Genomic DNA, 12,365 nt, shown 5'->3' with positions numbered 1-12,365 from the left:
TTTTCCAATTTCCCGGTGTTTTACCCCATTGGAACCTTCTATAAGAAGTCCCGTTAAACCAGTCCCCCACCACTCTTGGACATCACCCATGACCTTTACGCTTCCCCCTCTTCCTTATGCCTATGACGCCCTCGGGCCCCATATGTCGAAGGAAACGCTGGAGTTTCACCACGACAAGCATCATCAGGCCTATGTCACCAACGGAAACAACGCGATCAAGGGGACCGAATTCGAAGGCAAGTCCCTTGAGGAGATCGTGAAGGGCTCGTTCGGCAAGAATCCTGCCGTCTTCAACAATGCTGGCCAGCACTACAACCACATCCATTTCTGGCAATGGATGAAGCCGAATGGTGGCGGCAGCAAACTGCCCGGAAAGCTGGAAAAGAAGATCAACGAGGACCTCGGCGGCTTCGAGAAGTTCAAGACCGATTTCGCCGCCGCGGGCGTCGGCCAGTTCGGCTCCGGCTGGTGCTGGCTCGAGGTCAAGAATGGCAAGCTCGCCATTTCCAAGACCCCGAACGGCGAGAACCCGCTGGTGCACGGCGCGACCCCGATCCTGGGCTGCGACGTGTGGGAGCACTCCTATTACATCGACTATCGCAACCGCCGTCCGGACTATCTGAAGGCCTTCCTGGATCACCTCGTGAACTGGGAACACGTCGAGCAGATGTTCGAGAAGGCCTGATCATTCGTGACGTCATTTCCGGGCCTGGTGCGTCCGCGCCGGACCCGGAACCTTGAGATGCTCCGATGTGCAATCGCACATCGCAGCTCGACGCTGTCGCGTCGCCCGCGAATGGCGAAGACCACCTCGCTTCCCTCGCAAGAGTGATCGGCGCGCACCCCAAGCGCTGCCGTGGGACGACTGCGGCGATGGACATCTGTAATGTTATAATATAACGTGTTGGGATGGTTTCTCCTGCCTCCCACGGCCACAGCCATGTCCACGTGCACGATCACGGACATGTGCACCATCATCATGCCCACGGGCCGTCTTCGCCGCATCCGGCGCAAGCTGCGCCCTGGTCGATCCTGCGCATGGCGGCGCTCTCCCGCCTTGCGGCGGCTTTCGTCGTCATTGCGGCGCTGTGGGCTGTGGTCTGGGTCGCGATGAGGTGAGGATGCCGGCGCAGCTCACATTCCGCGACGTCACGCTCGGTTATGACCGCCACCCGGCGGTGCATCATCTGTCCGGCGAGGTGGCGCCTGGCGCGCTGCTTGCGGTGGTCGGCCCCAATGGCGCCGGCAAGTCGACGCTGTTTCGCGGGCTGGTCGGTATCATCAAGCTGCTGTCGGGCACGATTGCGTTCACGGGCCTCAACGCACGCGACATTGCCTATTTGCCGCAGACCGCGGAGATCGACCGCAGCTTTCCGATTTCGGTGTTCGATTTGGTCGGCACCGGGCTGTGGCGCACCACGGGGATTTTCGGAGGCATCGGTAAGGGCTCGCGCGACAAGATTGCGCAAGCGCTCGGCTCCGTCGGCCTCACCGGCTTTGAGAACCGCGGCATCGGCACGCTCTCCGGCGGGCAGATGCAGCGCATGCTGTTTGCCCGCGTGTTACTGCAGGATGCGCCGTTGATCGTGCTGGACGAGCCGTTCAACGCCATCGACGCCCGGACCATCGACGACTTGCTCGCGCTCTGCAAACGCTGGCATGGCGAGGGACGCACGGTGATCGCCGCGCTTCATGACATGGATCTCGTCCGCGCCAATTTCCCGGAAACGCTCCTCCTGGCACGGGAGCCGGTAGCCTGGGACACAACTGCCGACGTATTGACAAGTGAAAATCTCGCCGAGGCGCGGCGGATGTGCGAGGCCTTCGACGACCGTGCGGCGGCTTGCGCCGACACGGTCCGACCATCGCAGGCGGCCTGACCCGTGTTGATCTACGATGCGCTGGTCGCGCCTTTCCTCGAGTTCGAGTTCATGCGCCGGGCGCTCGCAGCCATCATCGCGCTGTCGCTGGCCGGTGCGCCGATCGGCGTGTTCCTGATGCTGCGGCGGATGAGCCTCGTCGGCGATGCCATGGCGCATGCGATCCTGCCGGGGGCTGCGATCGGCTTCCTGCTGTCCGGCCTCAACCTGTTCGCGATGACCACGGGTGGCCTGATCGCGGGCTTTACGGTTGCAATCCTCGCCGGCCTCGTCTCGCGCTCCACCGGGCTGAAGGAGGACGCCTCGCTTGCGACCTTCTATCTCGCCTCGCTCGCGCTGGGCGTCAGCATCGTCTCGCTAAGGGGCTCCAACATCGATTTGCTGCACGTTTTGTTCGGCAACATCCTCGCCATGGACGACCAGACGCTGCTGGTGATCGCGGTCAATGCGACCATCACGCTGATTGTGCTTGCCGTGATCTACCGCCCGCTGGTGATCGAGAGCGTCGACCCCTTGTTCTTGCGCACGGTGAGCCGGGCCGGTGCACCGGCGCATCTGATCTTTCTGGCACTGGTCGTCATCAACCTCGTCAACGGCTTCCAGGCGCTCGGCACGCTGCTTGCGGTCGGCCTGATGATCCTGCCGGCCGGCATTGCGCGGTTCTGGTCCCGTGACATCACCGGCCTGATCTGCGTCGCGGTTCTGAGTGCGCTGATGTCGGGCTATGCGGGTCTGGTGCTGTCGTTCCAGACCCGCCTGCCGTCGGGACCGGCGATCATCCTGGTGGCGGCGGGCCTCTATATGGCCTCCGTGTTGTTCGGCAGTGTCGGCGGGCTGGTGCGGCAGCTCTTTCCCGCGCGCCATCTTGAGGCATGAGGCGCTGGATGCGAGGCTCGCGTGCTCTTCTGCTGGTCGTGGCGATCATGTTCGGTGCAACGCCGCTGCATGCGGAGGGGAGGCTCAACGTAGTGGCGAGCTTTTCCATCATCGCCGATTTCGTGAAAAATGTCGGAGGTGAGCGCGTCAAAGTGACGTCGCTGGTCGGGCCCAACGGCGACGTTCATGTCTATACGCCGGCGCCACAGGACGCGAAGACCATCGCGGACGCGCAGCTCGTGGTGATCAACGGTCTTGGCCTCGACGGTTGGCTGCCGCGGCTGCTGCAGTCCTCCGGCAGCAAGGCGGTGGTCGTTACCGCGAGCGAAGGTGTCAGCCCGCTCAAACTCGGCTCGCAGGCCGACCCGCATGCCTGGCAGTCGGTTGGGAATGCGCAGATTTATGTCAAGAACATCCGCGATGCCTTGGCGCAGGCGGACGTGGGGGATGCCGACTATTTCCGGCAGAATGCGGCGCGCTACCTGGCCGAACTCGATGCACTCGACCGCGAGGTACGCAATGGCGTCGACCAGATCCCGGCCGAGCGGCGCAAGGTGATCTCTTCTCATAGGGCGTTCGGCTATTTTGCGAAAGCCTACGGCATCGCCTTCATCGCGCCGCTCGGCGTCTCCACCGAAACCGAGCCGAGCGCCCGCGACGTTGCTGCCATCATTGCGCAGGTCAAAAAGGACAAGATCCCCGCCGTCTTCCTCGAGAATATCACGGACGACCGTCTGATGCGCCGGATCGCCGAGGAGACCGGGGTGAAGGTCGGCGGGACCCTCTATTCGGACAGTCTGACCGACGAAAAGGGCCCAGTCGCCACTTACATTGCCCTGGTCAGGCACAATATAAAGGCCCTGACCAGCGCGCTTGGCCGCTGAGGGGCAGGGGCCTCCCTGCCGCCGGCCGCAGCGTAACACCCCGTTTTTGCAAGCCTAGAGGTTTTCGAAGTTATGGCTGAAACGACGTCGGAAAAAATACCCGTGACCGTGCTGACCGGCTATCTCGGCGCCGGCAAGACCACGCTGCTCAACCGCATCCTGTCGGAGAACCACGGCAAGAAATACGCCGTCATCGTCAACGAATTCGGCGAGATCGGCATCGACAACGACCTCATCATCGGCGCCGATGAGGAAGTGTTCGAGATGAACAATGGCTGCATCTGCTGCACCGTGCGCGGCGACCTCGTGCGCATCATGGAAGGGTTGATGAAGCGCAAGGGCAAGTTCGACGCCATCATCGTCGAGACCACGGGGCTCGCCGATCCGGCGCCGGTGGCGCAGACCTTCTTTGTCGACGAAGACGTGCAGAAGAACGCGCGGTTGGACGCCGTCGTCACCGTAGCCGACGCCAAATGGCTGTCCGACCGCCTGAAGGACGCGCCGGAAGCCAAGAACCAGATCGCCTTTGCCGACGTCATCGTCCTCAACAAGACCGATCTCGTTTCCAAGGGCGAACTGTCCGAGGTCGAGGCGCGCATCCGCGGCATCAACCCTTATGCCAAGCTGCATCACACCGAGCGCTGCAAGGTGGCGCTGTCGGATGTGCTGGAGCGCGGCGCTTTCGATCTCGACCGCATCCTCGACATCGAGCCGGATTTCCTCGAGCCCGGTGACGAGCATGATCACGATCATCACCACCATCATGACCATGATCACCATCATCATCACGACCACGGTCATGGCCTGAAGCATTATCATGACGAGGAGATGCAGTCGCTGTCGCTGCGCAGCGACAAGCCGCTCGATCCCATGCTGTTCATGCCCTGGCTGCAGAACCTGGTGCAGGCCGAAGGCCAGAAGATCCTGCGCTCGAAGGGCATCCTGGCCTTCGCCGGCGATGACGACCGCTACGTCTTCCAGGGCGTGCACATGATGCTGGAAGGCGACCATCAGCGGAAATGGAAGGACGGCGAGAAGCGGGAAAGCCGCGTGGTCTTCATCGGCCGCGAATTGCCGGAAGAGAAAATTCGCGCCGGCTTTGAAGCCTGCATCGTCTCCAAATGAGCGCGGAGCAGTCCTCCATTGCGTCCGTCACCGACCGGGTACGCCCGGTCGAAATCGGCGCGCCCGTGACCTCGGCCTATTTCCTGAAAGACCGCGCAGCCTTCGTGTGCGGCGAGGAGAAGGTCGCGTTGGTGACCACGGAGGGCGAGATCACCAATGTCGAGGTCCATGGCGGCGGCATCCTTTGCGCGGTCTCCGACGGCCAGCGTATCGTCATGGGCGGCGATGACGGCAAGGTGGTCGCGCTTGACGCCAAGGGCGAGGTCGCGGTGCTCGCGACTGATGCGAAGCGGCGCTGGATCGATAATGTGGCCGCGCACAGCGATGGCACCATCGCCTGGTCGGCCGGCAAGATCGCCTATGTGAAGGCGCCAAAGGGCGAGGAGAAATCGCTCGAAGTGCCCTCGACCGTCGGCGGGCTCGCCTTTGCGCCGAAGGGGCTGCGGCTCGCCATCGCCCATTACAACGGTGCGACGCTGTGGTTTCCCAACATGGCGGCGACAGCGGAATTCCTGCCCTGGGCGGGCTCGCATCTTGGGGTGATGTTCAGCCCCGACAACAAGTTCCTGGTCACCGCGATGCACGAGGCGGCGCTGCACGGCTGGCGCCTCGCTGACAGCCGCCATATGCGCATGACTGGCTACCCCGGCCGGGTCAAATCGATGTCGTGGAGTGCCGACGGCAAGTTCCTGGCGACCTCGGGGGCCGATACCGTGATCATGTGGCCGTTTGCCAGCAAGGACGGCCCGATGGGCAAGGAGCCTGCGATGCTCGCGCCCATGCAGGCGCGCGTCGCCGCGGTTGCCTGCCATCCCAGGCAGGGTGTGCTCGCGGCCGGCTATAGCGACGGCACCATCCTGATGGTGCGGCTGGAGGATGGCGCGGAGATTCTGGTTCGCCGCAACGGCACGCCGGCGGTCTCGGCGCTCGCCTGGAACGCCAAGGGGACGTGGCTCGCCTTTGCTGATGAAGAGGGCAACGCCGGCCTGCTGGAACTGTAGGGGCGGCAGGCCCGGAACATTGGCCGGCACCATTCGTTGGCTTCGCTCGACAGTTTTGCAGGTTGAGAGCGATGCCAATAGACGAGCGGAAAATCGGACGTGATTGGGGACTGGCCGCGATACTGATTGCAGCCGGTACGCTGGTGGCGGGCATTTCGCTCGCCACACTGATTGCGCATGACCCGCAGCGGATGGCGCAGGCTCAGGGAACAACGCCCGGCACGCCGCCGCTGCAGGGCACGCCCGCAGCCGAGACCAGCAACAAGCCGGCGGAGTCGAAGCCCGGCGGCACGCGCCCCACCACGCCCGCCCCGGAGCCCGCGCAGCCGGATCCGAAGGCTCAGAGTGAAGGCGTCAAGCCTGCGCTACCACCCGCGCCGGCCGAGAAGATCGCGCCGCCGATCAATCCGTCGGCGAAGGAGAAATAGGGACCGGCGCTGCGGATTCATACCTTCGCGGGCGATGACGGCGGAACATTCGGGGCCTGCACTGGCACTTCGCCTGTGACACGGTCACGACACCTCGCGAACAATTGCGGCCGTCCTGCCGCTTTTACGACCTCGCCAGTCGCGTGCAATCGATCCATAATCGGTGCCTCGCGACCGTCAGGGGTAAGCTCATGAAGATCGAAGATGTCAGGCGCACCGCCTATTCCATGCCGCTCACCAACCCGTCGTTCCCGCCGGGGCCCTACCGCTACTTCAACCGCGAATATTTCGTCATCAGCTACCGCACCGATCCGGAGGTGCTGCAGGCCGTGGTGCCGGAGCCGCTGGAGGTCACAAAGCCCGTCGTCAATTACGAGTTCATCCGCATGCCCGATTCCACGGGCTTCGGTGATTACACCGAGACCGGGCAGGTGATCCCGGTGCGCTTCAAGGGCGAGGACGGCGTCTACGTCCACTCGATGTATCTCGATGACGAGGGTCCGATCGCGGGCGGGCGCGAGCTCTGGGGATTTCCGAAGAAGCTGGCGCGCCCGAAGATCGAGGTCGAGAGCGATGTGCTGGTCGGCACCATGCATTATGGCTCTGTGCTCTGTGTCTCCGGCACCATGGGCTACAAGCATCGCGCGGTCGATCACGACACCGTGCTGAAGTCGATGAAGGTGCCGAATTTCATCTTGAAGATCATTCCCCATGTCGACGGCAGCGCGCGGGTCTGCGAACTCGTGCGTTATCATCTCGAGGACATCACCCTGAAGGAAGCCTGGACCGGTCCTGCCGCGCTCGGCCTGTTCCCGCACGCGCTCGCCGACGTCGCCCGCCTGCCGGTGCGCGAGGTCGTCTCGGCGCTGCATTTCAAGGCAGACCTGACACTCGGGCTTGGAACGGTAGCGTTCGATTATCTCGCGAAGTAGCGCGGGGTCGCCGCAACACAATCGGCCGTCATGCCCCGGCTTGACCGGGGCATCCAGTACGCTGCGTCCTCACCGCATTTCACTCTGGCTTCTGGAATACTGGATCACCCGCTTTCGCGGGTGATGACGGGTGAGTGCGGAGCGACATCCGCGAATCGAATGAGCTGCCACGCAGCCTTTACCTCACCAGCACGTTCCGGAACTGCCAGGGGTCGTTGGTGTCGATGTCCTCCGGGAACAGGCCGGGGCGGTCGGTCAGCGGGGTCCAGTCGGTGTAGTAGCCTTTGACCGGACCGAGATACGGCCGCTGGATCTCGAGGCAGCGGTGGAAGTCCATCTCGTCGGCCTCGACAATGCCGGCGGTCGGGTTTTCCAGCGCCCACACCATGCCGGCGAGCACGGCGGAGGAAACCTGAAGTCCAGTCGCGTTCTGGTAGGGCGCGATGCGGCGGGTTTCCTCGATCGAGAGCTGCGAGCCATACCAATAGGCGTTCTTGGCATGGCCGTAGACGAGCACGCCGAGCTCGTCGATGCCGTCGACGATCTCGTGCTCGTCGAGAATGTGCCACTTCTCCTGCATCTTGCCGGTGGCCCCGAAAATCTCATGCAGCGACAGCACCGCGTCGTTGGCGGGGTGATAGGCATAATGGCAGGTCGGCCGGTACACCACCTTCTCGCCGTTGCGCACGGTGAAATAATCGGCGATCGAGATCGCCTCGTTGTGGGTGACCAGGAAGCCATATTGTGAGCCGGGCGTCGGGCACCAGGAGCGCACGCGGGTGTTGGCGCCGGGTTGCATGAGATAGATGGCAGCACCGCATCCGGAAGCGTGGGTGCGGCCGTTCTCCGGCATCCACGTCTCATGGGTGCCCCAGCCGAGCTCGGCCGGCTGCATGCCCTCGGACACGAAGCCCTCGACCGACCAGGTGTTGACGAACACGTCCATCGGCTTCGGGTTCTTCGAGCGCTGGGTGTCGCGCTCGGCGACATGGACGCCCTTCACGCCGAGCTTTTGCGCGAGCTTGCCCCAGCCTTCACGGGTCTTCGGCTCCTCGACCGGCGTGTTGGTGTCGCGCGCGATGTCGAGCAGCGCCTGCTTGACGAACCAGGACACCATGCCCGGGTTGGCGCCGCAGGTGGAAACGGCGGTCGGGCCGCCCGGGTTCTTGCGCTTGGCGGCGAGCAGGGTCTCGCGCAGCGCGTAGTTGGAGCGGTTCTCGGGCCCGATCTTCCTGTCGAAATAGAAGCCGGCCCACGGCTCGACCACGGTGTCGATGTAGAGCGCGCCGATCTCCCGGCACAGCGTCATGATGTCGACGGAGGAGGTGTCGACCGAGAGGTTGACGCAGAAGCCTTGGCCGCCGCCCTCGGTGAGCAGCGGCGTCAGGAACTCGCGATAATTGTCGCGGGTCACGCCCTGCTTGATGAAGCGCACGCCGTGCTTCTTGGCGAGTTCGCCGTCCTCGTGCGGATCGACGATAACAAAGCGCGACTTGTCAAAGTCGAAATGGCGCTCGATCAGGGGCAGCGTGCCCTTGCCGATCGAGCCGAAGCCGATCATGACAATGGGGCCGGTGATTTTCGCGTGGATCTGCGAGGCAGGGCTCATGATTTCTCCGGAATGTGCTTGGCGGGGGTGTCAGGTGGAACGGCGCTTGGCCGTGACTTCGATCTCGACCTTCATCTCGGGTTTGAGAAGCGCAGCGACGACGAGGAGGGTTGCGGCCGGGCGGATCTCGCCGAGAACCTCGCCGCAGACGGCAAAATGCGCATCGGCGTCCTTGACGTCGGTCAGATAGTAGGTCGCTCGGACGATGTCGGCCATCGCGAAGCCGCCTTCTTTCAGCGCGCCTTCGATGGTCTTGAAGCAGTTGCGTGACTGGCTTGTGACATCGGCCGGCATGGTCATGGTGGCGTAGTCGTAACCGGTGGTGCCGGCGACGAAGCAGAAATCGCCCTCCACGACGGCGCGGCTGTAGCCCGCCGTCTTTTCAAATGGCGAGCCGGTTGAGATCAGACGGCGTGACATCGAATACCTCCGCTTTCCCCGCGGTTCCCGTGTGATGCCGGGCCTGCGCCCGGCGGCTGAAAACTTGGCTATCTCAGTGCGAACGCTGTGTCACGTCGGCGGAGGGCTGCCTCTCGGAACCCCATCGACGCGTCAGGATGTCCCTGACAATCATCGCAGCCAGCATCACCATCAGGATGGTGGTGATGATGCCGCGTGCAAATGACGGGTCGTTCCGGCGCCGCTCTGGCCGGGCTGAAGACGACGGCATGGCCGGTATCTCAGGCGGCGTGCGGGACGAGGCGGGCGGATTTCCTCCCGCGAACGCCCCTCGCCTTCGACGCGCTCGCGCCGGTCGGTACGATCATGCCCCAGGCGCCGTCGAGCGCGCCGTCCTGCAATTCAAGGCCGAGCAGCCGCTCGCGCTCGAAGCTGCCTGGCAGGATCAGGTCGGCGGTCTTCGCGGTCGAGAAGCCGAAGCGGGCGTAGTAGGGCGCGTCGCCCAGAAGGATGACCGCGCGATGGCCGCGCTCAATTGCCGCCGCAAGAGCGCGAGCCATCAACGCGGCCCCGACCCCGAGCTTGCGGCAGGATTGCTCCACCGCCAGCGGGCCGAGGATGAGCGCCGGGACACCCCCGGCGCTGACGTGCCACAACCGCACGGTTCCGATCAGCCGGCCCCTGCGGACGGCCGAAAGCGCAAGGCCTTCGGCAGGCGCGCGTCCGTCGCGCAGGCGCTGGCAGGTGCGTTCATGGCGATTATCGCCAAAGCAGGCATCCAGCAGCGCTTCACGCGCAGCGACGTCGGAAGCACGCTCCGCACGGATCGCGAACGGAGCGCCTTGCGAGGGGAGGGCAACCGGAGTGTTCCGCAAGTCGGTCATGGCACGTCAGTCCCCGCTTGGCCTCGCAGGGCGAACCCGCGGGACCGAAGCATCGTTAGTCAATTCCAATACGAGGGGGAGGAGCCGGCGGGCCGACTCCCGGTTCGTCAGTCCCTGAGTGAGGGCTCAGATGTGGTAGGTCCTGAGCGGCGGGATGCCGTTGAAGGCCACCGACGAGTAGGTCGACGTATAGGCCCCGGTCCCCTCGATCAGCACCTTGTCGCCGATCTCGAGTGTGACGGGGAGCGGATACGGCATCTTCTCGTACATCACATCCGCGGAGTCGCAGGTGGGACCCGCAAGCACGCACGGCGTCATGTCCGCGCCGTCATGCGGGGTGCGGATGGCGTAGCGGATCGACTCGTCCATGGTCTCGGCGAGACCGCCGAACTTGCCGATATCCAGGTACACCCAGCGCACCTCGTCTTCGTCGCTCTTGCGCGAGATCAGGACGACCTCGGACTCGATGATCCCGGCATTGCCGACCATACCGCGTCCCGGCTCGATGATGGTTTCCGGGATCTGGTTGCCGAAATGCTTGCGCAGCGCGCGGAAGATCGAGCGGCCGTACTGCACGACCGGCGGCACGTCCTTCAGGTACTTGGTCGGGAAGCCGCCGCCCATGTTGACCATGGTCAGGTTGATGCCGCGCTCGGCGCAGTCGCGGAATACGGTCGAGGCCATGGCCAGCGCCCGATCCCACGCCTTCACCTTGCGCTGCTGCGAGCCGACATGGAAGGAGATGCCGCATGGCTCCAGGCCCAGACGCTTGGCGAGGTCGAGCACCTCGACCGCCATCTCCGGGTCGCAGCCGAACTTGCGCGACAGCGGCCATTCGGCGCCGGCGCAGTCATAGAGAATGCGGCAGAACACCTTCGCGCCGGGGGCGGCGCGGGCGACCTTCTCGACCTCGGCGGCGCAGTCGACTGCGAACAGGCGAATGCCCAGCGCAAAGGCGCGCGCGATGTCGCGCTCCTTCTTGATGGTGTTGCCAAAGGAGACGCGCTCCGGCGTCGCTCCGGCGGCCAGCGCCATCTCGATCTCGGCAACCGTCGCGGTGTCGAAGCAAGAGCCCATGGAGGCGAGCAGCGACAGCACTTCGGGCGCAGGATTGGCCTTCACCGCGTAGAACACGCGGCTGTCCGGCAGCGCCTTGGCGAAGCTCTGATAGTTCTCGCGCACGACCTCGAGGTCGACGACGAGGCAGGGCTCGGTGTCGAGACCATTGTTGCGGCGATCGCGCAGGAATTCCCTGATGCGTTCGGTCATAGCACCCTCCAAACGGCCGCCAGCGACGGCGAGCCAGTTCAAAATGTTCTCGGACGAGGGTGCTTCGGCGCTGCCGGCGCGATGGAGGCGCGACAGGGCCTAAAACCCCAGACCGAATTTGTGCTGCCGTTGGATTGGTTGGGAATTTTCCCGCCCGCTCACCTGGCAATGAAGGACAAGCCTTTTCAGTAGCCCGCGCCGGCGTTGGAATGCCGGTAGAGACCAAAAAAGCCCGCTCCGTCGTTGCTTTAAGTCGCGTCCCCCGTTGAGAGCGGGGTGCGCCGGTTCGCCTCCGGCTGCCAGTCACGGTTGCAAGGAGTGGTGAGACCTTCAACGGCATCCCTTGAGAGAGATGCTGGGCTCTTTCCGCTGTCGCCGACGCGAGCGTCCCGACAACTTCAAGTGCCCCTCGGTTCTACCATCCCTTGGCGGCTGTCCGGCCTCTTGTCCGGATACCTACCGACTGACACACGACCACAGGCACGTGCGAAATTGGGCAAGAGTGGAAATAAGCTTTTTGAATCTGCTGCGCAAGAAATTTTTTAGGCTGAGGACAAATTTGCCTAACGCGAGCTTGCGATCTCGCACAACCGAGCGCTCGAAGATGAACGTACGTTAAGCATTTGCGGACGATGCGGCGTGCCTAGCGCGCCCGCGACGTTGCAAGTTGCGCCTGTGCTGCAGGGCTTTCTTGCAATCGCCAAAGTCACGCGCGGCGCGTGAAGGGCTCGACGCGCGAGGCGTTGCGGATGAAGGCGATCATCACGAAGACGCCGACGACGAACAACAGCGCCTGCAGGATGTGTGCGCCGGTGTCGCCGAGATCGAACAGGATCGCGAGCGCCCAGCCGCCGGCGAAGGCTGCGCCGAACACTTCCGCGCCGATCAGGATCGCGGCGGAGATCACGGTGACGACGCTCTGCCAGACTATCTGGCGGGAGGCGGGTGAGGAGGGTTGCGAGCTCATGGTCAGTCCTGTTTTGAGGGCCGCAATCTCTCCGAAAAGTGCTGCACTATCAAGCCTAAAAGGCCCAAAAAAGGTCCATCGCGTGCTATAGCTGGGGTTTCACATTTCAGC

At 63.8% G+C, this 12,365-nt stretch carries 15 protein-coding genes; 9 read left to right on the top strand and 6 right to left on the bottom strand.

The features are described from left to right. The first annotated feature begins 88 nt into the window (after positions 1-88). The 9 genes from A3AI_RS0126075 (at position 89) to A3AI_RS0126035 (ending at position 7,126) form a co-directional block, all read left to right on the top strand. Positions 89-685: a superoxide dismutase gene (locus A3AI_RS0126075; RefSeq protein ID WP_024518414.1), complete on the top strand. Its 597-nt coding sequence runs from the start codon at positions 89-91 to the stop codon at positions 683-685. Between the two features lie 224 nt (positions 686-909). Next, positions 910-1,119 (top strand): hypothetical protein, encoded by a 210-nt coding sequence (locus tag A3AI_RS0126070; protein WP_024518413.1) that lies wholly within the window; start codon positions 910-912, stop codon positions 1,117-1,119. A 2-nt stretch (positions 1,120-1,121) separates the two neighbouring features. Further along, on the top strand, positions 1,122-1,880 hold the full coding sequence (locus A3AI_RS0126065; protein ID WP_024518412.1) for a metal ABC transporter ATP-binding protein: 759 nt from the start codon (positions 1,122-1,124) through the stop codon (positions 1,878-1,880). 6 nt (positions 1,881-1,886) lie between these two features. After that, positions 1,887-2,756: a metal ABC transporter permease gene (locus A3AI_RS0126060; protein WP_024518411.1), complete on the top strand. Its 870-nt coding sequence runs from the start codon at positions 1,887-1,889 to the stop codon at positions 2,754-2,756. Between the two features lie 8 nt (positions 2,757-2,764). Then, positions 2,765-3,640, top strand: a complete 876-nt coding sequence (locus tag A3AI_RS0126055) for a metal ABC transporter substrate-binding protein (protein WP_024518410.1) — start codon at positions 2,765-2,767, stop codon at positions 3,638-3,640. 72 nt (positions 3,641-3,712) lie between these two features. Next, positions 3,713-4,765, top strand: coding sequence for a CobW family GTP-binding protein (locus A3AI_RS0126050; RefSeq protein WP_024518409.1), 1,053 nt, complete (start codon positions 3,713-3,715; stop codon positions 4,763-4,765). Further along, positions 4,762-5,766, top strand: coding sequence for a WD40 repeat domain-containing protein (locus A3AI_RS0126045; protein WP_024518408.1), 1,005 nt, complete (start codon positions 4,762-4,764; stop codon positions 5,764-5,766). Before A3AI_RS0126050 ends, A3AI_RS0126045 begins: the two co-directional genes overlap by 4 nt. A 71-nt stretch (positions 5,767-5,837) precedes the next feature. Continuing rightward, a complete protein-coding gene (locus tag A3AI_RS48855) occupies positions 5,838-6,194 on the top strand; it encodes a hypothetical protein (RefSeq protein ID WP_024518407.1) in 357 nt (118 codons plus the stop codon). Positions 6,195-6,385: 191 nt separating this feature from the next. Further along, entirely contained in the window at positions 6,386-7,126 is a 741-nt protein-coding gene (locus A3AI_RS0126035) for an acetoacetate decarboxylase (RefSeq protein ID WP_024518406.1), read from the top strand. Positions 7,127-7,304: 178 nt separating this feature from the next. Here A3AI_RS0126035 and A3AI_RS0126030 read toward each other — a convergent pair whose 3' ends face one another. From A3AI_RS0126030 to A3AI_RS0126005, 6 genes are all read right to left on the bottom strand, one after another. Beyond that, complete coding sequence (locus A3AI_RS0126030) at positions 7,305-8,735, bottom strand: homospermidine synthase (RefSeq protein WP_024518405.1); 1,431 nt, start codon at positions 8,733-8,735, stop codon at positions 7,305-7,307. Between the two features lie 30 nt (positions 8,736-8,765). Further along, entirely contained in the window at positions 8,766-9,155 is a 390-nt protein-coding gene (locus A3AI_RS0126025) for a RidA family protein (protein WP_024518404.1), read from the bottom strand. A 73-nt stretch (positions 9,156-9,228) separates the two neighbouring features. Further along, on the bottom strand, positions 9,229-9,405 hold the full coding sequence (locus tag A3AI_RS47930; RefSeq protein WP_156927950.1) for a hypothetical protein: 177 nt from the start codon (positions 9,403-9,405) through the stop codon (positions 9,229-9,231). A gap of 10 nt (positions 9,406-9,415) precedes the next feature. After that, positions 9,416-10,018 (bottom strand): GNAT family N-acetyltransferase, encoded by a 603-nt coding sequence (locus A3AI_RS0126020; protein ID WP_024518403.1) that lies wholly within the window; start codon positions 10,016-10,018, stop codon positions 9,416-9,418. Positions 10,019-10,144: 126 nt separating this feature from the next. Then, on the bottom strand, positions 10,145-11,287 hold the full coding sequence (locus A3AI_RS0126015) for a type III PLP-dependent enzyme (RefSeq protein WP_024518402.1): 1,143 nt from the start codon (positions 11,285-11,287) through the stop codon (positions 10,145-10,147). Positions 11,288-11,993: 706 nt separating this feature from the next. Next, positions 11,994-12,254, bottom strand: coding sequence for a hypothetical protein (locus tag A3AI_RS0126005; RefSeq protein ID WP_024518401.1), 261 nt, complete (start codon positions 12,252-12,254; stop codon positions 11,994-11,996). Positions 12,255-12,365: the final 111 nt, after the last annotated feature.

Origin of the sequence: Bradyrhizobium sp. Tv2a-2, from assembly GCF_000472425.1 — a bacterium.
Lineage (GTDB): Bacteria > Pseudomonadota > Alphaproteobacteria > Rhizobiales > Xanthobacteraceae > Bradyrhizobium.
The sequence above is the reverse complement of the archived record's forward strand: the minus strand, read 5'-3'. Positions and strand labels throughout refer to the sequence as shown.